The organism is Micrococcus sp. 093350064-1, assembly GCF_053627955.1.
Map to the genome: position 1 here is coordinate 149748 of NZ_JBSEYU010000005.1, position 19443 is coordinate 169190.

The 19443-nt window shown below is 68.1% G+C and carries 17 protein-coding genes; 10 read left to right on the plus strand and 7 right to left on the minus strand.

What is annotated here, in order from left to right; translation table 11 throughout:
• The first annotated feature begins 10 nt into the window (after nt 1-10).
• The 3 genes from ACUW6W_RS07375 to ACUW6W_RS07385 all read left to right on the plus strand — a co-directional run bounded on the left by ACUW6W_RS07375 (nt 11) and on the right by ACUW6W_RS07385 (nt 3299).
• Nucleotides 11-973, plus strand: coding sequence for a glycosyltransferase family 2 protein (locus ACUW6W_RS07375; RefSeq protein ID WP_135019306.1), 963 nt, complete (start codon nt 11-13; stop codon nt 971-973).
• A 10-nt stretch (nt 974-983) separates the two neighbouring features.
• The gene (locus ACUW6W_RS07380; protein WP_206481451.1) at nt 984-2117 is read left to right on the plus strand and encodes a glycosyltransferase; all 1134 of its coding nucleotides are present in this window, start codon (nt 984-986) and stop codon (nt 2115-2117) included.
• Nucleotides 2118-2408: 291 nt separating this feature from the next.
• Nucleotides 2409-3299, plus strand: a complete 891-nt coding sequence (locus tag ACUW6W_RS07385; protein WP_454180078.1) for a glycosyltransferase family 4 protein — start codon at nt 2409-2411, stop codon at nt 3297-3299.
• Here ACUW6W_RS07385 and ACUW6W_RS07390 read toward each other — a convergent pair.
• Nucleotides 3271-4881, minus strand: coding sequence for a glycosyltransferase family 39 protein (locus tag ACUW6W_RS07390; protein ID WP_036317381.1), 1611 nt, complete (start codon nt 4879-4881; stop codon nt 3271-3273). The two genes, ACUW6W_RS07385 and ACUW6W_RS07390, sit on opposite strands and share 29 nt — an antisense overlap.
• A gap of 2 nt (nt 4882-4883) precedes the next feature.
• Nucleotides 4884-5753, minus strand: coding sequence for a glucose-1-phosphate thymidylyltransferase RfbA (rfbA, locus tag ACUW6W_RS07395; protein WP_129867289.1), 870 nt, complete (start codon nt 5751-5753; stop codon nt 4884-4886).
• Between the two features lie 280 nt (nt 5754-6033).
• On the opposite strand from rfbA, the gene ACUW6W_RS07400 reads away from it, so the two are divergent.
• Both ACUW6W_RS07400 and ACUW6W_RS07405 read left to right on the plus strand, forming a co-directional pair.
• Complete coding sequence (locus ACUW6W_RS07400; protein ID WP_063189840.1) at nt 6034-6693, plus strand: alpha-1,2-fucosyltransferase; 660 nt, start codon at nt 6034-6036, stop codon at nt 6691-6693.
• Nucleotides 6693-7862 (plus strand): glycosyltransferase, encoded by a 1170-nt coding sequence (locus tag ACUW6W_RS07405; RefSeq protein ID WP_165381398.1) that lies wholly within the window; start codon nt 6693-6695, stop codon nt 7860-7862. The genes ACUW6W_RS07400 and ACUW6W_RS07405 overlap by 1 nt, the downstream gene beginning before the upstream one ends.
• 48 nt (nt 7863-7910) lie before the next feature.
• Here the strand turns inward: ACUW6W_RS07405 and ACUW6W_RS07410 are convergent, their stop codons facing one another.
• The gene (locus ACUW6W_RS07410) at nt 7911-9791 is read right to left on the minus strand and encodes a glycosyltransferase family 2 protein (RefSeq protein WP_206481455.1); all 1881 of its coding nucleotides are present in this window, start codon (nt 9789-9791) and stop codon (nt 7911-7913) included.
• A 52-nt stretch (nt 9792-9843) separates the two neighbouring features.
• Nucleotides 9844-11181 carry a hypothetical protein gene (locus ACUW6W_RS07415; protein ID WP_129867293.1) on the minus strand — a complete coding sequence of 446 codons (1338 nt, stop codon included), beginning with the start codon at nt 11179-11181 and terminating at the stop codon, nt 9844-9846.
• Between the two features lie 139 nt (nt 11182-11320).
• On the opposite strand from ACUW6W_RS07415, the gene rfbB reads away from it, so the two are divergent.
• Nucleotides 11321-12316, plus strand: coding sequence for a dTDP-glucose 4,6-dehydratase (rfbB, locus tag ACUW6W_RS07420; protein ID WP_454180079.1), 996 nt, complete (start codon nt 11321-11323; stop codon nt 12314-12316).
• Between the two features lie 13 nt (nt 12317-12329).
• A complete protein-coding gene (locus ACUW6W_RS07425) occupies nt 12330-13745 on the plus strand; it encodes a sugar nucleotide-binding protein (protein WP_454180080.1) in 1416 nt (471 codons plus the stop codon).
• Between the two features lie 59 nt (nt 13746-13804).
• On the opposite strand, the gene ACUW6W_RS07430 is transcribed toward ACUW6W_RS07425, so the two are convergent.
• Nucleotides 13805-15208: a polysaccharide biosynthesis tyrosine autokinase gene (locus tag ACUW6W_RS07430; protein WP_454180081.1), complete on the minus strand. Its 1404-nt coding sequence runs from the start codon at nt 15206-15208 to the stop codon at nt 13805-13807.
• A gap of 169 nt (nt 15209-15377) precedes the next feature.
• On the opposite strand from ACUW6W_RS07430, the gene ACUW6W_RS07435 reads away from it, so the two are divergent.
• The 3 genes from ACUW6W_RS07435 to pth all read left to right on the plus strand — a co-directional run bounded on the left by ACUW6W_RS07435 (nt 15378) and on the right by pth (nt 18080).
• Entirely contained in the window at nt 15378-16688 is a 1311-nt protein-coding gene (locus ACUW6W_RS07435) for an O-antigen ligase family protein (RefSeq protein WP_324701504.1), read from the plus strand.
• Nucleotides 16689-16873: 185 nt separating this feature from the next.
• Nucleotides 16874-17497 (plus strand): 50S ribosomal protein L25/general stress protein Ctc, encoded by a 624-nt coding sequence (locus ACUW6W_RS07440; protein WP_454180082.1) that lies wholly within the window; start codon nt 16874-16876, stop codon nt 17495-17497.
• A 7-nt stretch (nt 17498-17504) separates the two neighbouring features.
• Nucleotides 17505-18080 (plus strand): aminoacyl-tRNA hydrolase, encoded by a 576-nt coding sequence (gene pth / locus ACUW6W_RS07445; protein ID WP_454180083.1) that lies wholly within the window; start codon nt 17505-17507, stop codon nt 18078-18080.
• Between the two features lie 47 nt (nt 18081-18127).
• Here pth and ACUW6W_RS07450 read toward each other — a convergent pair whose 3' ends face one another.
• Together ACUW6W_RS07450 and ACUW6W_RS07455 are read right to left on the minus strand one after the other, a co-directional pair.
• On the minus strand, nt 18128-18703 hold the full coding sequence (locus ACUW6W_RS07450; protein ID WP_454180084.1) for an arsenate-mycothiol transferase ArsC: 576 nt from the start codon (nt 18701-18703) through the stop codon (nt 18128-18130).
• Between the two features lie 83 nt (nt 18704-18786).
• Nucleotides 18787-19314, minus strand: coding sequence for a DUF2505 domain-containing protein (locus tag ACUW6W_RS07455; protein ID WP_454180085.1), 528 nt, complete (start codon nt 19312-19314; stop codon nt 18787-18789).
• Between the last annotated feature and the right edge of the window lie 129 nt (nt 19315-19443).

A 19443-nucleotide genomic window follows, 5' to 3' on the forward strand; every position in this document is an offset into this window, starting at 1 on the left:
CGGAGGACTCATGACCGAGACGCCCCTGACCCCCGAGGCCAGCGTGATCGTCCCCAGCCGGGGCGGAGCCCAGCGGTTGCCGCGCCTGATCGGCGCCCTCACCGCGCAGGAGGACGCCCCGCCGTTCGAGGTCCACGTGGTCGTGGACGGGGATGTGGACGGGTCGGAAGCGGTGCTCGCCCAGTTGGCCGCAGAACATCCGGGCCTGGACCTGAGTTGGACCGTCTTCCGGGAGAACCGCGGACGGGTCGCCGCGCTCAACGCAGGTGCCGACGCGACGTCCGGCCGCATCCTCATCCGCGCGGACGACGATCTCGAGCCCGGACCCCACTACATCCGGGACCACGTGGCCGCGCACGCGGGCGGGCCTGGCGGGGTGATCGGATTGACGGCCAATGTCCTCCCGGACTCCGCCTATCAGCGCGTCTACGGTGATGCCCAGGACGAAGCGCACCGTCGCCATGCCTATGCCCTTCCGGCAGAGCAGCAGTGGCGGCACTGGGCGGGCAACGTGTCCGTCCCCCGCGCCCTCCACATGGAGCTCGGCGGCTACGACCCCGACTACCGCCGCTATGGCTGGGAGGACGTGGACTTCGGCTACCGCCTCCACGTCGCCGGGTATCCGGTGGAGATCCGGCCGGAGTTGGAGACCCGTCACCACGCGGCAGCGGTCACCACCTACACCAAGGCGCGCCGGGCTCTGCATTCCGGGTCCGCCCGGCAGATCTTCATCGCCAAGCACGGGGCGGACGCACTCGGCGGGGACCGCGCCCCGGGCGGGCCGTGGGGCGCCGCCGTGCGGGCGGTGGCTGCTCTGAGCACGGAGCGCACGATCCAGTACAGCTCCGCCGTCGTCGAGCGTGCCGCTGTCGTGTTGCCAGCCCCGGTCGCACGAAAACTGATCGCCTTGCAGGTCGAAGCCGCCGCGGAGACTGGACGCACCCGGCCGGGGCGTGCCCGCCGACAGTTCTGAGGGGAGCACCATGACCGACACGACACGCGGCCGGATCGCCATCGCCCACGACTACCTCACCCAGAAGGGCGGGGCAGAGCGGGTGGTGCTCGCCCTGCACCGGATGTGGCCGGACGCGCCCATCTACACGACGTTCTACGACCCCGAGGGCACGTTCCCCGAGTTCGAGGACGCGCACATCGTCACCTCGCCCCTGAACCGGGTGGGGGTGCTGCGGAAGGACCCGCGGAGGGCACTGCCGCTGCTGCCCCTGGCCTCCTCGCTGATGCACGTGAAGGAGCCGATCGCCGTCGTCTCGACCTCGGGCTGGGCGCACGGATTCCGTTACGACGGCGCCACGCTCGTCTACTGCCACACGCCGGCGCGCTGGGTCTACCTGCTGGACGACTACCTGGGCGAGGACGGTCGGAACAGCATCAAGGGGCGGATCGCCCGCGTGCTGCGCCCGGGTCTGCGCAGGTGGGACCGCGCAGCCGTCCGGCGTCGAACGCGCTATGTGGCCAACTCCACGGTGGTGAAGAAGCGGATCGAAGACGTCTACGGGCTCGACGGCGTGGACCTCGTGTTCCCGCCGCACTCCGTGAGCACGGAGGGCCCGCAGGAGCCGATCCCCGGCGCCGAACGGCTGGCGGAGGACGGCTTCCTGCTGTCGGTCGCGCGGCTCATGCCGTACAAGCACGTGGACGTGGCGATCGAGGCAGCGGCCCGCGCGGGGCGGCCGCTCGTGGTGATCGGCAAGGGCCCCGAGGAGGCCCGACTGCGTGCGATGGCGGGGGAGGACGTGGTGTTCGGCCAGGACCTCACCGACGCGCAGCTGCGGTGGGCGTACGCACACGCGACGGCGCTGATCGCTGCGAGCCACGAGGACTTCGGCATCACGCCGCTCGAGGCGAGCGCGTGGGGCGTGCCCACCGTGGCGCTGCGCGCCGGCGGCTACCTGGACACCATCGTGGAAGACGTCAACGGGGTATTCGTGGATGAGCCGACGGTGGATCTGGTGGCAGGCGGAGTGGAGCGTTTGCTGGCCCATGACTGGGACCGGGCGGCGATGCAGGTGCACGCCGAGCAGTTTTCCGAAGTGGAGTTCAGCCAACGAATTCGCAATGCGCTCACGAATCTGCCGCGAATTGCGGGACAGCGATGAGCATCCCTCGGCGTCTGGTGTAATGGCCACATGCGAGCCAACGATCCCGGGGTGACACTCACCGTAGCCGTCACATACCCGGGGGACCCGACTGACCCCCAGTCTTGGTCTGGCACTCCGGCGGGTCTCATCCGGGGCCTCGAGGCGGCGGGAGTCCGGGTGGTGCCGGTGGACCTGACCCCGCCGTCCACTGCCGCTCGAGTCTGGACTCGGGTGACGGCACAACGGCTTCGCCCGACGGCCGACGAGTTGCTGACGCTTGGCCGTGAGAGTGCTGCCTACGCCCGCCTGGTGGAGCTGACTGCACTGTACCGCGTTCCCCGCCATGTGGACGCCGTCCTCCAGATCGGCACGGGCTACCGAGTTCACCACCGACGACTCGCCACTTTCGAGGATATGACGATCGCCCAGGCGGTCGAGCACGCGTGGGGCCCGTTTCCTGACCTGCCGCCAGCTCTCGTCGACGGACAACGGCGCCTACAGCAGAGCGTCTACGAGAAGGCGGGCATCTGTTTCGCGGCTACATCCTGGGTCGCTGACTCCATCAGTGACGACTACGGAATTCCTCGCGAGTGGATCACGGTGACGGGGCTGGGCGTCAATCGAGAGGGGCAGCCTTCCACGGACAAGGATTGGAGTTCGCCGCGGTTCCTCTTCGTCGGCCACGACTGGGAACGTAAACGCGGCGACGCCGTGGTCAAGGCCTTTGCGCAGGTGCGCGACCTGTACCCCGACGCCCTCCTCCACCTGGTCGGCGCGGGTGTCCCCAACATCGATGCTGACGGGGTCGTGGTGCACGGGCTCCTGCCCATCTCAGAGCCGGCGGCGCAACAGCGACTGGGACGCCTCTTCGCCGAAGCCACGTGTCTCGTCGTGCCCAGCCGACTCGAGCCCGCAGGCATCGTGTACGCGGAGGCCGGCCGCATGGGCATTCCCTCCATCGGGACCACTGTGGGCGGGGCCTCAGACATGATCGGCGACGGTGGGATCGTCGTGGATCCGTCAGACCCAGGGGGGGTCAGTGAAGCCATGCTGCGTCTGGCGGACCCGGCTGTGGCCAAGGAGGCGGGGCGCCGCGCATCACAGCACGCAGCGCGCCTGACCTGGGAAGCGGTCGGCGCGAGAGTCCGCGACCGCTTGGTCCGCGCCGTCGTCAGCGGCAGGGGTCCAGGCGCTCGATGACCACACGGTCCTGTCCGAAGAACAGGTACTTCGTGTAGGTGATCGTCCGAACGGGTTCCGTGGCTGCCACGGGGTCTCCCATGGACACGACGGCGCACTGACGCGAGTCGGAGAAGAGTGCAGCCCACCCGCCGACGACGTCTGATCGAGCCGGATCTTCTGCTACGCCCACGTTCGAGTGCAGCCCTACCCAGGCGAATCCGGCGTCCACGTCCTGCGGCGCCAGCCCCTCCGCCACGAGCTCCTCCGCCGCCTGCCACACGACGCCCGTGCTCGACCACGTATGAAGAGTCACCAGGGCAGTGGAGGCCACGACGATGAGGGCGGCCGTCGCGGCGGCGGCCCTCTGGGCCGCCCGGGTCCGTGTGGCCCGAAGCACCAGCACACTCAGGGGCACGATGAGCGGGTAGAGATACCGCTCGAACATCGCCTGGCCCGAGAACGTCTGCACTGTGATGCCCGCGAGGTAGATCAGCAAGAACGAGGCCATGAGCAGGACGACGGGTTGACCAGCCGGTCGCCATGGACGGCCTGGGCGACGACGTGCACGCGCCACGACATCGCCACACAGAGCCGCCACCGTGGTGCCGGCGAGGATCGCCAGCCCTGCGGCGCACCAGAGAAGCCAGCCCGGCACCGTGTCACGTGCGCCGTGGGACATGGCCATGTAGGCGCCGTCGGCGGCCAGGTAATTTCCCAGCAGGGCGCCCCGCCCGAGGAGGAACACTAGCCCTGCCGTAGTGAGGGCACCTGCCGTGCCGAAAGACCAGGCCGCGGCGGAGCGCGGCTTTGAGGCGCCGAGTAGGACCGCCGGAGAACACACGAACATCAAGGTCATGACCCCCATTGCGAGGGCCCGCACCGCGCCTCCAACTGTGGGATCGACCATGGGCGGATCGTCACCTGGCTGTGACCGGCGCCAGACCTCGAAGGCGGCGATAGCGACCAGCGTGACGAGGGAGGCGACGAAAATGACGCGCCGTCTGTCCCGTCGAACGAGCCAGGCGGTCACCGCGACCGCCGCCACTGCTGCCAGGCCCTGCTCTCGAACCGTGGTCGCCCACAGCCCAAACGCCATGCTCCCGATGAGGTTGAGGACGCCGCCGCCGTCGAGGTAGCGGGCACCGAAGTACAGACCACCCGCAATGCCCGCCATCATCGGGACATCAGTCATGTAGGACGTCGACAGCAGTGCAAAGCCTGGAGCTACTCCGACCAACGCCGCGACCAGCAACGAGCGGCCCCTCGGCAGAACCCGTCGCGCCGTCCCGTAAGAGAAGCCGATCATGGCGGCTCCGCAGAGCATCACGAACACATGCTGGCCGACGACGCTGGACGCAAGCGAACCTAGGGGCACCATCATCCCGACCATCGAGGCCCGGTTGAATCCGACGAGATGCACCCGGCCGGTCTCGGCAAACGAAGCGGCGATCCGTGAATGAGCCCACGAGTCGTTGTGAGGAATCCAGAGCGCACCGGCGGTGCCTGCAACAATCGCGGGGAGGACCACAAGGGCCACGATCAGGGCCGTCACGATGACGGCGTCGGTGTGATGTCCTCGTGCGCGCACGACGGTTTCCATGCTCATCTTGCGGTGTTGAGCAGGTCGAGCAGATAGCGGCCGTAGCCGGATTTCACCAGTGGCTGGGCTCGTTCCTGAAGCTGCTCATCTGTAAGGAGCCCCTGGCGCCACGCCACTTCCTCAGGAGAACCGACCTTGAGTCCCTGGCGGGACTCGACCGTGCGAATGAAGTTGGACGCGTCGTTGAGGTCGTGGAAAGTGCCGGTGTCGAGCCACGCCGTCCCGCGGGGGAGGACTTCGACGTTCAGGGCGCCGCGCGCGAGGTAGGTGCGGTTCACGTCCGTGATCTCCAGCTCGCCGCGGGCTGAGGGCTTCAAACTCCTGGCAATCTCGACAACGTCGTTGTCGTAGAAGTAGAGCCCCGGGACGGCGTAGTTCGACTTGGGGTGGGCCGGCTTCTCCTCCAGTGAGACGGCCTTCCCCTCGGTGTCGAACTCCACAACGCCGTAGGCCGTCGGGTCGGCGACCCAGTAACCGAACACGGTGGCGCCGTCGACCTCAGTGTGACGGCGCAGCTGCTGGCCCATGCCCGGGCCGTAGAAGATGTTGTCCCCCAGGACGAGCGCGACATGCTCGTCGCCGATGTGGTCCTCACCGAGGATGAAAGCCTGGGCAAGGCCGTCTGGGGAAGGCTGCTGCACATAGGTCAGAGAGACGCCGAACTGGGAACCGTCGCCGAGGAGGCGCTGGAACTGCTCCGCGTCGTGTGGGGTGGTGATGACAAGGATGTCGCTGATGCCCGCGAGGATGAGGGTGGACAGCGGGTAGTAGATCATCGGCTTGTCGTAGACGGGGACGAGCTGCTTCGAGATGCCGTGGGTAATGGGATGCAGCCGGGAGCCCGTGCCGCCGGCGAGGATGATGCCCTTCATGCTGTGATGCTATCGGGAGCAGAGGGTCCTGTCTGAGGGGTACGCACGGTGGGTGTACAGGATCCCCTCAGTGTGAGCAGAAGCCGGATATGATCACCCTGTGCAGCAAGTCGTCAGAGATGCCATCGCACGCGGTGTGGCTCCGATCCGCCGACGTCAGCCGTACGTGATCTGGGGAAATGAACCCATGAACGGTGGGAATTTTCTCTTCCTGTGGGTGACCGCGTGGGCTCGTCAACGGTCCACCGGGGTGAGTTGGCTTGTGAGGTACAAGCCCAAAATGGAACCGTGGCTCCAGGAATTCCCGCGACTTCGCGAACTAACGGTGACGGAGGACAAGGTTTCCTTCTTCCAGTCACGGACCGTGGAATGGGGTCACGAGATCAATGTGGATTTCCTCTACCCGGACCTGAAGCAGTTCTGCCGGGACATGCTCCTCCAGGGGTCGGCCTTCAGCGATCGCTGGGGCACCGTCACGCCGGGGGCCACGGTGGTGAACGTGCGGCGCGGCGACTACTACAGCAACCCAGAATTCCGGCGTCATTACGGATTCGACGTTCGTGAATTCGTGCGGGTGGCGATCGAAGAAATCGACTCCCCGGGAGGGGCGCCGGTGGTCTTCGTCTCCGACGATCCCGACTGGTGCGTGACCCATCTGTCGGACCTGTTTGCGGGCGGCGATGTCCGGGTGATGCCTTCGCCACATGACATGTTCCAAGACCTGGCCCAGGTCTCGAGCGCGGATAACCTGATCCTGGCTAATTCTACATTTTCGTACTGGGGCGGTTACCTCGCCTCCTCTCGACCCCCCGGGCAGCGACCGCGCAGGGTCGTAGCGCCGCTGTTTTTTGGACGCCACTATCCGTACTCTGAGTCCGCACTCCTCTTGCCGGAATGGCTCGCCGTGCCCGGGGACCGGTACGGGGAAGGAAGCGCCTGATGTCTCTCGGTCTCAATGTGCCGTCTACACCGGGCCCTCGGCTCGGATACGTGCTACCCGGTCCGATCCTCTCTTCCGGTGGCCTGGTTGCCATGGAGGCGCGCGGATTCTCGGGCCTGACTGAGCTGGCTCGCAGTTGGCCAGGACGGGTCATCGTCCTCGCGCCTGCGGTGAATGACATCCCCGAACCGCTCCCACTGGCCTACGTGACCGCAGACGTCGACAGCCTGGGTTTCGACATCGTCAAAGCTCAGCCCGTCCCGGCTGAGATCGATTCCCTGGGCCTGGACCTGACGCTGGGTCTCCTGGCACCCCATTGGAGAGGGATGACCGAAGCCCGTACGCCCGCAGTACTGACGGCCGAGGTGGACTACGGCATCCGTCTCGGCATTCACCGTGCGACGTCCTCCGGAATCCCGCTCGCTCGTGCAGCGGTCGGACTCCTTCGTGTCGAGGCCGGGTTACGCAGACAGGCTCGGAAAGCGAGATCTCTTCAGTGCAACGGACCTGCTGCCTTCCGGGCCTATGGTAAGCAGTCAGCCACCCCGCTGGCCTTCATGGACCATCGAATCTACGCCGCAGACGTCGCAGCCGCGCGTGCCGTTCGGGCATGGGACGGCGAGGGTCCTCTTCGCATGGCCTTCTCCGGTCGACTGGACCCGATCAAGGGCCCTGAGTACGCTCTTGAAGTCGCCCATCGGGCACGCCGGGCGGGTCTGCCGGTGGAGATGGCCTTTCTGGGGACCGGGCCAATGCGCGAGACACTGCAGGACCGCGCGGAAGGCTGGGTCCAGTTCCGTGGATTCCGCGACTACCGCACCGAGTGGCTGAACGACGTACGGGACACCGTCGACCTCATGCTGCTGCCCCACCTCCAGGGCGACCCGTCCTGTACCTACTTCGAGTCCCTGGGATCAGGTGCACCGGTGCTCGGCTACGCGAACGCCACGCTGAGCCCGCTCGTGCGGCGCCATGGTGTGGGCTGGGCGGTGCCGAGGGGAGACATCGACGGCATGGTGGAGATTCTGCGATCTCTCATCGATGACCCCGAGGCACTCCTTCGTGCACGGCAGGCAGGTCTCGACCTCGTAGCGACAAACGATTTCGAAACGACGACCCAGCGTCGCGCCGACCACTTGCTCCAACACATCGGCCCCGCTCCGCTCTAAGCGGGCCCTGTCCACCCTGGGGCCTGCCTTGGAGAGGCTCGTGCCCCCTCAGCTGGCCACTCGCTGCCCGATCATTCGAGCAAGGTGGGCGGCCGCGTGGGCCGGCGTCGCTGCGCCACGCCAGCTGTCCTGGAACATTGCCACCACCTCGCGGAATGGCATGCCGATACGTGCGGCCCGTTTGGTCAGCTCCCACCGATGTGATCGCGCAAGTTCTCGGGCCTCCTCCGACGTGCCGTGCTCTGCATTGCGCAAGGCCGCGAACATGGACCGGACGAAACGGGGACTGTCATGCGCGAACCCCACTGCGCCCAGAGAGGTTGCCAGCCGCCTGACGGCAACGAGGGGCTCCTCCGTGTAGGTGAAGCGATATCGCGCCGCCAGACGGGTGAGGAGCTCAAAGTCCTCGTAGAAGAGGTCTTCAGCGTAGCCGCCCTCCTCGCGAAGAACAGCTGTGCGCATGAAGAACGACGCAGCCGGGATCCAGTTGGAACCGACAAGGCAGGCGAGGGTGTCTTCGCTGCGTTGCGGTTCGTCCGGCCATGGAAACTCGACGCGCGAGGACGGGTGGAGCACCGAAGAGTTCTCGTCGATCACCGCGGCGTCGCTGTAGGCAAGAACGACATCATCTGGAGCGGCCCGCAGGAGCTTCTCGTGGACCGCGATGCGATCTTCGCGCATGGTGTCGTCACCTGCGATGTAGGTGACGAATTCGGTGTCCACTTTGTCCAGCAGTCGGTTAAGGGTCGGATTCAGCCCCATGTTGATGGCATTGGGATGGAACTCGAACGACGACGGCGCGTCTGCGAGCCACTGTCGGATGACCTCGGCGGTGTCATCTCCCGGGGATGCGTCATCGGCGATGAGGACTCGGACCGGAGGCACGGTCTGGCGTCGAATGCTCTCCAGTGTCTCGATGACGTAGGGAGCGTGGTTGTAGGCGACCACCAGAACGGTCGTGCCCGGGTGGTGTGGGCACCCGGAGTCACCCAGCCCTAGACCGACCTGTGACTCGGCCTGCCGCCGGAGGACTCGATGGCGCGTCCACCCGTCAACGAGTCCCCAAGCCGTCGCCACGCGATCGACCGCGCCAGGCCAGTCTCGGGCCTTCAGCCCGGCGGCCATAGCGGCCGCAGCCGCGCCCGCGCGGGCCAGTTCTGTGGTCGGTGCGGAGCTCAGTTCGGGCACCGCATGCCAGGCGTCCCGCGCCGAAGCGGCCTCCGCAAGTGAACGTCCCGCCCGGGCCCGCGTACGGACGCGGTCACGCCATGCGGAGGGTCGGGAGTAGATGATGCTCATGGCTCCGCAGTCCGTGATCGGCACGCTGGCGCGGTCGAGGCGGAAGGCCAGGTCGTTGTCCTCGCCACCGCGGACGAGGGCCGCATCGAACCCCCCGACAGCCAGCAGGACGTCCCGTCGGGCGGCGAAGTTCCCGCCCATGAGGGCCGGCCCCATCGACCCCCGCCCTGCAGGACGTGGGGGGACCGGCATGGTCTCTGCCACCAGCATCTCGAGTTTTTCCGCGAGTGACTTGCCGGTGAGCTGTGTGTCCTCCTTGACCACCACGCCACCGGTCACGACGGGGAAGTCGTCGAGGAACTCGTAAGCGAGCCGGCACCAGTCAGGGTGGACGAGGTCGTCGTCGTCGCAGAACGCCAACTTGTCGGCCGAGGCCTCGTTGATGCCCCGATTCCGGGCAAAGGAGGCGCCGGGGTGGGTGTCGGCGTCGATGATGCGGATGAACACGCCCTCCGGCAGGGGAGCGAGGGACGCGACATAGGGGTGAAGCCAGGGGTTCCCCCCGTTGTCGCATAGCAGGATCTCCCGGGGTGGCGCGTCCGTCTGACTCAGCAACGCTGCAAGCTGGTCCTTGAGGGGCAGTCCGCTACGGTAGCAGGGGATAATGACTGAGATCTTAGGATCCGTCAATGTCTACTCGCTTCAATAGAACGGCATGTTGGGTCAGGTCCACTCGACATGACTATTGGGAGCTCACCGCACCATTACTGTAGCCGCGCGGCATCAACCGGTCGCAGGGAAGGATCATCTGCCATCCCTCCGGCGCATGGTCTATGACCACGGTCTCACGGCTGGGATTCTGTGACTCACATCGTTGGCGCAGGTTTGCGACCTGCTGCGACCAGGACGGCGCGCCATGGCGAGTGTTGACTGTGGCCGGGGAAATAAGCGATGACAATATGAGCGCTATCGCGGTGAAGGTGGGGACAAGTTTCTTGGCTGACGCAGAATGACTTGCGGCGACATCTAATGCTATGACAATAGCTACCCATAGGAGAAGCGATGCCCCTGTTCCCCACCTTATGAAGGTGAAAGGCGGACGAATGTAGTCGAGTCCTGGATGGTTATTGAGGAGAAAGCTGAGCGCCCATGTCGTGATCGATGTGAAAGTGGCGGAAATAATCACCCACTTGCGAGTATTGTCCTTGATCGCAGACGCCGCCAAGAGCGCGGCAATAGCGATAGCGAGCGTGACGGGGACCAGCCAGCCGGAAATTTCGATCAGAAAGTTTGCGCGCGGCTGATTTCCGACCGGTGTCCCGAGGACGACATTCACAAGTAGCCCTCGAATCATGGAAAGGGGGTCTGCTAAGCCGCGACTTGTGCGGGTGGTGTCAGATGACAGGAAAGCAACGAGCTGCGCAACTATTCCTACAGACCATCCTGTGAACACGATTCTTTCGTATCGGGTCCCCTTCCAGGCTCGCCCCGCGATAATCGGAGCGAGGATCGCTAGCTGAATCTCGGTCATTGCGGCCATCGCCAGGATCAGAGACCAGACCACCGACGCCGAATAAGTTCGAGGTGAGTGCCATGAGATCCAGAACCCGAGATACAGAAAATACCAATGCAGGTTCGCGAGGTTGCCAAGCGCTTCGACTCCGGCAAAAGGGAGGAGGATGGGAATGATCATTACCAATAGACGGAGAATCCGGCTGGTGATAAGACTCTTGGATATTAGAAAGCTGAGTCCGCCGATTAATCCGACCACGGATCCGAAGGCCACTGTCGTGGCGGTTGGCCACGTATCAACTGGAAGGAGGGATATAATTCCGCTGATTAAACGCGGCCAAAAATGCAGATATCCATCATAGGGGTCAATGGGAAGGTGAAGGGACGGGTTGGACACCCATGCCTGCAAGAATACCTTTCCGTCCTCCGCGTAAAGAGTGTCCCATGTAGATGTGGGGAGTCTGACCAGGCTGCATACAATGCCGAGTGTTGCGCCGACGGCCAGTGCTGTCGGCACCTCGACGGTCGAGCGGTCGATGCTGGGCCGGGGGTCGAGGTTCTGATGCATAGGGCCTTAGTGCTGAATGAGTCGGTTGCCGCAGTGCTGACCCGAGGAGGGCCATGGGGTCGGTGATTCGAGCGTTCGGCGCGACCTGGGCATAGCCTATGTCACCATATTGTTGTGCACTCGCAGATACCCTGACGTCATGCACCTCCTCGTCACCGGCGGCGCCGGGTTCATCGGCTCCAACTTCGTGCACCACCTGGTCCGCCACACGGACCACGACGTCGTCGTCCTGGACAAGCTGACCTACGCCGGCAACCGGGAGAACCTCGCCGGCCTGCCCGAGGACCGCATCACTCTCGAGGTGGGGGACATCTGCGACGCGGCCCTGGTGGACCGCTTGGTCGCCGAGTCGGACGCCGTCGTGCACTACGCGGCGGAGTCCCACAATGACAATTCGCTGAACGATCCCTCGCCGTTCATCCAGACGAACATCGTCGGGACCTTCGTCCTCCTGGAGGCGGTCCGCAAGCACGGCAAGCGGTTCCACCACGTGTCCACGGACGAGGTCTACGGCGACCTCGAGCTGGACGATCCGGCGAAGTTCACCGAGACCACCCCGTACAACCCCTCCAGCCCGTACTCGGCCTCGAAGGCCGGCTCGGACCACCTGGTGCGCGCGTGGGTCCGCTCCTTCGGCGTGCAGGCCACGCTGAGCAACTGCTCCAACAACTACGGGCCGTACCAGCACATCGAGAAGTTCATCCCGCGCCAGATCACCAACCTGATCGACGGCGTCCGCCCCCGCCTCTACGGCCAGGGCGTCAACGTCCGGGACTGGATCCACACGGAGGACCACTCCTCGGCCGTGCTGCGGATCCTCGAGCGCGGCGAGATCGGCCGCACGTACCTGATCGGCTCGGACGGCGAGAGGAACAACAAGGAGATCGTGGAAATCCTCCTCGAGCTCTTCGACCGCCCCGCGGACGACTACGACCTCGTGGCCGACCGCCCGGGCCACGACCTGCGCTACGCGATCGACAACACCGCGCTGCGCACCGAGCTCGGCTGGGAGCCGCAGTTCACGGACATCCGGGCCGGTCTGGCGGACACGGTCCGCTGGTACCGCGAGAACGAGGACTGGTGGCGCCCGGCCAAGGACGCCGTCGAGGCCACGTACCGCGCCCAGGGCCAGTGAGGGGGCACCGCTGATGCAGATCACCGAGACCGCCATCCCCGGCCTGCTCGTCCTCGACCTCGACGTCCACGGGGACAACCGCGGCTGGTTCAAGGAGAACTGGCAGCGGGAGAAGATCCGCGCCCTCGCCGCCGAGCACCCCCGCCTCGCCTCGCTCGCCCCGGTGCAGAACAACATCTCCTTCAACGACGCCGTCGGCACCACCCGCGGCATCCACGCCGAACCCTGGGACAAGTACGTGGCCGTCGCCCACGGCCGGATCTTCGGCGCCTGGGTGGACCTGCGGGAAGGGCCGTCCTTCGGCGCCGTCGCCACCGTGGAGCTCGGCCCGGAGAAGGCCGTCTTCGTGCCGCGCGGGGTGGGCAACTCCTACCAGACGCTCGAGCCGGACACCGCCTACACCTACCTGGTGAACGACCACTGGTCCGCCGACGCGCAGGGCCAGTACACGTTCCTCAACCTCGCGGACCCGACGGCGGCCATCACCTGGCCCATCCCCCTCGAGGACGCCGAGCTCTCGGACAAGGACCGCGCCCACCCGATGCTCGCGGACGTCACCCCCATGCCGCCCGCCCCGATCCTCGTGCTCGGCGCCGGCGGCCAGCTCGGCCGCGCCCTCGTGGCCCGCGCCGAGGCCGCGGGGATCCCGGTCGAGGCCCACGGCCGGGGCACGTGGGACATGACCGATCCGGCCTCGTGGCCGCGGGAGCACTTCCGCGGCCTGCGCGCCGTGGTCAACGCGTCCGCCATGACCGCGGTGGACGCCGCCGAGACGCCCGAGGGCCGGGCCCAGGCCTGGGCCGTCAACGCGACCGCCGTCGCCGAACTGGCCCGCCGCTGCGCCGACGCCGGCGTGCCCCTCGCGCACGTCTCCACGGACTACGTGTTCGACGGCGCCCTCCCCGTGGGCCAGGAGCACGCGGTGGACCACCCGCTCGCGCCGCTGGGCGTCTACGGCCAGTCGAAGGCCGCCGGTGAGGCCGCGGTGCGCACCGTGCCGCGGCACTGGATCGTGCGCACCTCCTGGGTGATCGGGGAGGGGAAGAACTTCGTGGCCACCATGGCCTCCCTCGCCGAGCGCGGGATCGACCCGGCCGTGGTCGCCGACCAGCACGGCCGCCTCACCTTCGCCGACGACCTCGCCGACGCCCTGCTGCACCTGGTCACCACGGACGCGCCCACGGGCACGTTCCACATGACCAACAGCGGCGACGTGGTCACCTGGCACGACGTCGCCCGGTGGGTCTTCGAGGACACCGGCCACGACGCCGCGCGCGTCTCCGCCACGACCACCGCCGCGTACCTGGCCGGCAAGGAGGGCGTGGCCCCGCGGCCGACGAACAGCGCCCTCGACCTCGGGCCCCTGGCCGCCGTCGGCTACACCGCCCCGGATCAGCGCGAGCGCCTGCGGACGTACCTGAGGCGCTGACCGCGTCTCGCACGACGAAGCCCCCGCCGACTTCGGCGGGGGCTTCGTCATGGGGGCGATCAGCTGCGCGTGCGGGCCTTGCGGCGTGAACGCTGCCCCTTCTTCGCGGACGAACCGACGCTCGAGAGGTACTTGTCGTGGGACTTGTGGTACGTGCTCTCGTACCCGTAGCCATAGGAGTAGCCGCCGCCGCGCTGGGAGCGTGCGACGCCGTTCATGACGACGCCCAGCAGATGCGCGTCCACTGCGGCGAGATTCTCTACAGCGGCCTCCAGGTGGTCCTTGCGGGTCCGCCCCTGACGCACCACGAGCACAGTCCCGTCCACGGCCGTGGCCAGGAGCGAGCCGTCCGTGACGGGCAGCAGGGGAGGGGAGTCGACGATGACGAAGAAGTCCTCCGACGCCAGCTTCAGCAGGGCCCGCATGCGCTTCGAGCCCAGCAGCTCCGACGGGTTCGGGGGCGTCCGGCCGGCGGGGAGCAGCGTGAGGTTCGGGATTCCGGTGGCCGCGAGGGCGTCGTCCGGCTGCACCTCACCGGCCAGCACCTCGGAAAGGCCCACGTCGCCCGCCACCTGGAAGAGGTCGTGCTGCCGGGGCCGCCGCAGGTCGGCGTCCACCACGAGCACCCGTTCGCCGGCCAGGGCCAGGGCGCGGGCCAGGTTCGATGCGACGGTCGACTTGCCCTCGGAGGGGTCCGCGCTCGTGAACGAGACGACGCGCGGCGGCTCGTCGACGGAGACGAACTTGAGGTTGGTGCGCAGCGCCCGGATGGCCTCGCCGGCCCGGGGATCGAGGTCCACGGCCTCCTCGCCCGTGCGAGTCAGGGACGCGTTCTCTGGAACGGCGCCGATCACGCCGGCGCCGGTGATCTCCTTCACGTCGGCGCGGCTGCGCACCTTCACGTCCAGGAGACGACGGAGCACGGCGATGGCGAGTCCCGCACCCAGTCCGGCCACGACGCCCACGAGGACGTTGCGCCGGGTGTCAGGGCTCACGGGGGCAGAGGGCACGCGGGCGTCGGACAGCGGCACGACCTCCAACGGGCTGTTCTTGTCCACGTCCGCCGCCACGTCCGCCGTCGCCTGCAGGGCGCTGTTCGCCAGCTGTGCGGCGGTCTCGGGGTCCGTCGAGGTGGCGGTCACCTTGATCATGCTGGACTCGGGGACGAGCACCGCGGAGAGCGAGCCGTCGCTGTCCTGCCCGGTGTCCTGCGCCACGCGTTCACGCACGGCCTGGCTGTTGATCAGGGCGACGTAGGCCTGAGCCCGGCCCTCGGCGGGCAGGTTGCCGGTGATGAGGCTCTGATCTGCAGCCCGCGCGGCGAGGAACCCCTGAGATTCGGATGCGTAGATCCGGGGCTGCAGTGCGGAGTAGCCCCAACCCAACAGACCCCCCACGAGGGCTGCTGCCAGGAGCAGCAGGAGGTTGGCGCGCAGAAGGCGGAAGAAGTCGACGATCGTCACGGAGCACCTCGGGGGTCATGGACGGGGATGCGCGGGCCGTTGTGGCCAGGAAACGCACAGGTCCACGGTACCAACACCCACCGTGCGCTCTGAGGGCCCCGAGGACGACGCCCGCCACCGCGCTACGCTGAGCCGAGTATCGCCCGGCGTCCACGAAAGGTTCCGCACCATGCGCCCGAGCACGCCCCGTGACCGGACGGCTGCCCGCGCCATGGGGGCCGTCGCGCCACCCGAGGCCCGGCCTGCCAGGCGTCACGCCTCACTCGGCCTCGTCCCGGACGGTCAGGCCGCGTGGACCCGCTCCCCGTGGAACCCCTTGGTCACGCCGGCCTCACCGCGGCTGTTCGAGGCCGTGCTGGCCATCGGCCTGGTGATGGATGCGTTCACCGCTCCCGGCCTGCCGATCCCGTTCGCGGAGTTCTCCGCCATCCTTCTGCTGCTCCTCGCCTCATTCCGGCAGCCCCGCCGGGACCTCTCCCACTACGGCGTGCTGGCCCTCGTCGCACTGGCCCTGGTGGCGTATCTCGTCGCGGTGACCGTGCACAACGACCTCGACCCCACGCGTCGCGCCACGAGGATCACGCTCCTGATCCTGCTGATCTACGCCATCGCCAGCGAGAGGATCGACATCAAGGGCGTCCTCTACGGGATGACGGCCGGCGCACTGATCAACGTGCCCCTCTTCTACGCGGGCCTGGCCCCGGACACCTACGGCGGCTACCTCACCGGGTTCCTGGGGGACAAGAACGTCTCCGGCCTCTTCTACGCGCTCCTGCCCGTGCTGCTCGTGGCCACCATGCAGCGCATGGGCCCCAAGCTCCTCGTGCTGGGCGCCGGCTCCGCCCTGACGTTCCTCACCGGCTCGCGGACCTCGATGGCCGGTCTGCTCTGCGCCGTCGTGTGGATCCTCGTGAGCCCCTACCTGGGGCGGGTCCTCCGTATCGCACTCGCGGTCGTCATGGGCTGGTTCGTCAGCTGGGCCGAGGAGAACCTGGCCGACCTCGGCATCTTCGGAGACCGCACCGGCACGGACTGGTTCCGGGCCGAGATCCAGCAGGCGTCCGCGGAGAAGGTGGCCGACACCTCGTTCTTCGGCCAGGGGCTCTCCACCGCCGTCGTCGATCTGGACAACGTGACCATGTTCTTCCACAACTCCTATCTGGGGCTGCTGGTGGAGGGCGGCTGGCCGTTCCTGATCGTGGTGGTGGGCGCCTACCTGTGGCTGTGCCTGCGGCCCTTCGCCCGGACGCACCGATCGCCGTCGCGGGTGGCCGTCGAGGCCGCCGCGGTCATCATCCTGGTCACCTCCCTTCAGCTCGGTGAGGTGTTCATCACGATCTTCGGTGCCATCGTGCTCGGCTGCGGCCTGCTGCTGAGCGCCCAGGAGGACGACGAATCCCACGGCGCGTCTGCGGGTGAGCGGGCTCACCGCCGCAAGCTGGACCGCATCGTGGAGCGGTCCCGGCGCGCGGGCGTCTGAGCCGGCCCGCCGGCGCCGGTGCTATCCTGTCCAGGTTGCCCAGGCGAGGGAGCGCGCGCTCCGTGATCGACGAGGCCGCCGCCGCGCGTCAGCATGCTGACCCGCTGCGGCACTGAAGCCCCCTCCTGGCCGCATCCCGCGCCGCCCCCGGCTGCGCGGCCGAGACCCCCACAGGAGGACGCATCATGTCTGACCAGCTCAAGATCAAGGTCACCCGCCGCACCGACTTCGGCAAGGGTGCCGCCCGCCAGGCCCGCCGTGCCGGCCTGATCCCCGCCGTCGTCTACGGCCACGGCCAGGATCCCGTGCACCTGCTGCTGCCGGCCCAGGAGACCACCCTGGCCGTCCGCAACCCCAACGCCCTGCTCACCGTCGTGAACGAGGCCGGCGAGGAGCACCTGGTCCTGCCCAAGGACATCCAGCGCCACGCCATCAAGGACACCGTGGAGCACCTGGACCTCATCGAGGTCCGCCGCGGCGAGAAGGTCGTCGTCGAGGTCACCGTGCATGTCGAGGGCGAGGTCGCCCCCGGCAACGACTACGTGCTGGACTACGTCACCGTGCCGGTCGAGGCCGACGCCACCGACCTGCCCGAGGCCGTCACCATCTCCGTCGAGGGCCGCGAGGCCGGCGACCACGTGTACGCCCCGGACGTGCAGGTCCCCGCCGGCACCACCCTGCAGCTCGAGGACGACATCGTCATCGCCACCGTCTCGGAGGTCGTCGAGCAGGACCTCGGCGACGAGTCCGTGCAGGAGGAGCAGGCCGCCGAGTCCGCCGAGGGCGAGTCCGAGGGCTCCGAGGACTGATCACGCCATGACGACGGGGACCACGCTCATCGTCGGGCTCGGCAATCCCGGGCCCGAGTACGAGCGCACCCGTCACAACGTCGGCCAGATGGTGGCGGATGAGCTCGCCTCCCGCATGGGGGTCGGGTTCACCCGCCACCGGGCCGGCGCCGTGGTGGCCACGGGTCGCCTCGGCATCGGGGGACCGCGCGTCGTGCTCGGGAAGCCCACCGGCTACATGAACGTCTCCGGACGCCCCGTCTCCGCGCTGGCGTCCTTCTACGGGATCGGCCCCGAGGACCTCGTGGTGGTCCATGACGAGCTGGACATCCCGTTCGACACCCTGCGCCTCAAGCGCGGCGGGGGAGAGGGCGGCCACAACGGCCTGAAGTCCATCACCGCCTCGCTCGGCACCAAGGACTACGCCCGCGTGCGCGTCGGCATCGGCCGACCCCCGGGCCGCATGGACGTGGCCGACTTCGTGCTGCGCCCCTTCACCAAGCCCGAGCAGGACGTCCTGCCGCTGCACGTGGACCGCGCGGCGGACGCCGTCGAGAAGCTCGTCACGGACGGGCTCGAGGCCGCCCAGCAGGCGTTCCACTGAGCCTCCCGCCCCGGGCGGACGTCCTCGACGGGGGCTCAGCCCCACGCTCAGGGGGTCGGGCTCACGGCACGGGCCAGGGCATCCGCGATGGTCTCCAGTGCAGGATCCATGATCTGGATCATCTCCGCGTACCCCTCCACCGGCCCGCGGAACGGGTCCACGACGTCGAGGGGCTGGGCGGTCGACCGCGCGAGGGCCCGGTGGTGGGCTGCCTCCGCCGCGAACGCACGCACCCCGCGACCGGCGGGGATCCAGTCCCGCCCGTCCCGCTGGTCCATCGCGCGGACCAGCGCCGCGAGCTCCAGCACGGTGAACACCCGCGCGACGGCCTGCGGCACTTCTTGGAGTGCGAAGCGCATGTGCTCCTGAGCCGCGGCCAACACGAGATCTGCCTCCGCCACCATGAACGGTTGCAACGCGGCGGGACGGTGGCCTTCCAGCCCGGTGACGCCGGCCTCGGCGCCGAGCCGCACGAGCGGCGGCGGCACCGTCAGTGCCTGGTTCGGCTGGGAGCCGGCGCTGCCGACCTCCACCCGGCCGGGGGCCAGGACCGCCAGCCGGCCCTGCAGGGCCCGGCTCGCATAGGCCGAGCGGCACACGTTGCCGGTGCACACGATGAGCACGGCGTCCGGCGAGGGAAGGGCCCGGCGCCCCCGCCGGGCAGGCGGAGCCGAGCTCGACAGCGCCGGGCGACGGGAGAACGAGATCAACCGCGCGCGGCTCCGCCGTCACGCTCGAGCCACGAGGACAGCGCCCGGGCCTGGCGATTGACGACCTTGCCGACCATCGGCTCGGCCTTCGCGGCGAGCTTCGAGCCCACCAGCGGGATCCGGCAGACGAGGGTGCCGTCCACGGAGAACTGGGAACCCTCACCGGCGGCGGTCAGGCGGAGGGAGCCGTCCGCCGTCGCCTTGGCGGAGGGCACGGTGATGGTGGTGGTGCCGGTGCGGGAGCCGTCCGCGGCGGGCGCGTCCCACCGCTCCACCTGCTCCACCTGGAGGGCGGAGCCGATGAGCTTGCGGGCCATGTCCGGGACACGGTCCGGGATGCGGTCCGCGGGCAGGGAGCGCACGGCGGTGACGGTCATCGGGCCCTCCGGGGAACCCTCCACGGAGAACGAGACCAGGGAGCCGCCGAAGGACTCGACCACGGAACGGTGGAAGTCCTCGGACGCCAGGGCGGCTGCCACGGTCGACGGCGGGTGCGGGATGGGCTGCTGGGCGGAAAAGGCCACGGTGTCTCCTCGGGGTCAAGTCGGACCGCGCCCGGCGGGCCGTGAGAGGGCCGGCACCGGTTCGCCGACGGCGATGGGCGTCCATCCCTCACCTTATATGCTGGCCTCCGCGACCCGGGTCCCGTGCAC

Excerpts from the sequence above, each read along its gene's own strand:
- ACUW6W_RS07375 (WP_135019306.1), top strand. The coding sequence starts at position 11 with ATGACCGAGACGCCCCTGACCCCCGAGGCCAGCGTGATCGTCCCCAGC.
- ACUW6W_RS07380 (WP_206481451.1), top strand. The coding sequence starts at position 984 with ATGACCGACACGACACGCGGCCGGATCGCCATCGCCCACGACTACCTC.
- ACUW6W_RS07390 (WP_036317381.1), bottom strand. The coding sequence starts at position 4,881 with ATGGAAACCGTCGTGCGCGCACGAGGACATCACACCGACGCCGTCATC.
- rfbA (WP_129867289.1), bottom strand. The coding sequence starts at position 5,753 with ATGAAGGGCATCATCCTCGCCGGCGGCACGGGCTCCCGGCTGCATCCC.
- ACUW6W_RS07400 (WP_063189840.1), top strand. The coding sequence starts at position 6,034 with ATGGAACCGTGGCTCCAGGAATTCCCGCGACTTCGCGAACTAACGGTG.
- ACUW6W_RS07405 (WP_165381398.1), top strand. The coding sequence starts at position 6,693 with ATGTCTCTCGGTCTCAATGTGCCGTCTACACCGGGCCCTCGGCTCGGA.
- ACUW6W_RS07415 (WP_129867293.1), bottom strand. The coding sequence starts at position 11,181 with ATGCATCAGAACCTCGACCCCCGGCCCAGCATCGACCGCTCGACCGTC.
- rfbB (WP_454180079.1), top strand. The coding sequence starts at position 11,321 with ATGCACCTCCTCGTCACCGGCGGCGCCGGGTTCATCGGCTCCAACTTC.
- ACUW6W_RS07425 (WP_454180080.1), top strand. The coding sequence starts at position 12,330 with ATGCAGATCACCGAGACCGCCATCCCCGGCCTGCTCGTCCTCGACCTC.
- ACUW6W_RS07435 (WP_324701504.1), top strand. The coding sequence starts at position 15,378 with ATGCGCCCGAGCACGCCCCGTGACCGGACGGCTGCCCGCGCCATGGGG.
- ACUW6W_RS07440 (WP_454180082.1), top strand. The coding sequence starts at position 16,874 with ATGTCTGACCAGCTCAAGATCAAGGTCACCCGCCGCACCGACTTCGGC.
- pth (WP_454180083.1), top strand. The coding sequence starts at position 17,505 with ATGACGACGGGGACCACGCTCATCGTCGGGCTCGGCAATCCCGGGCCC.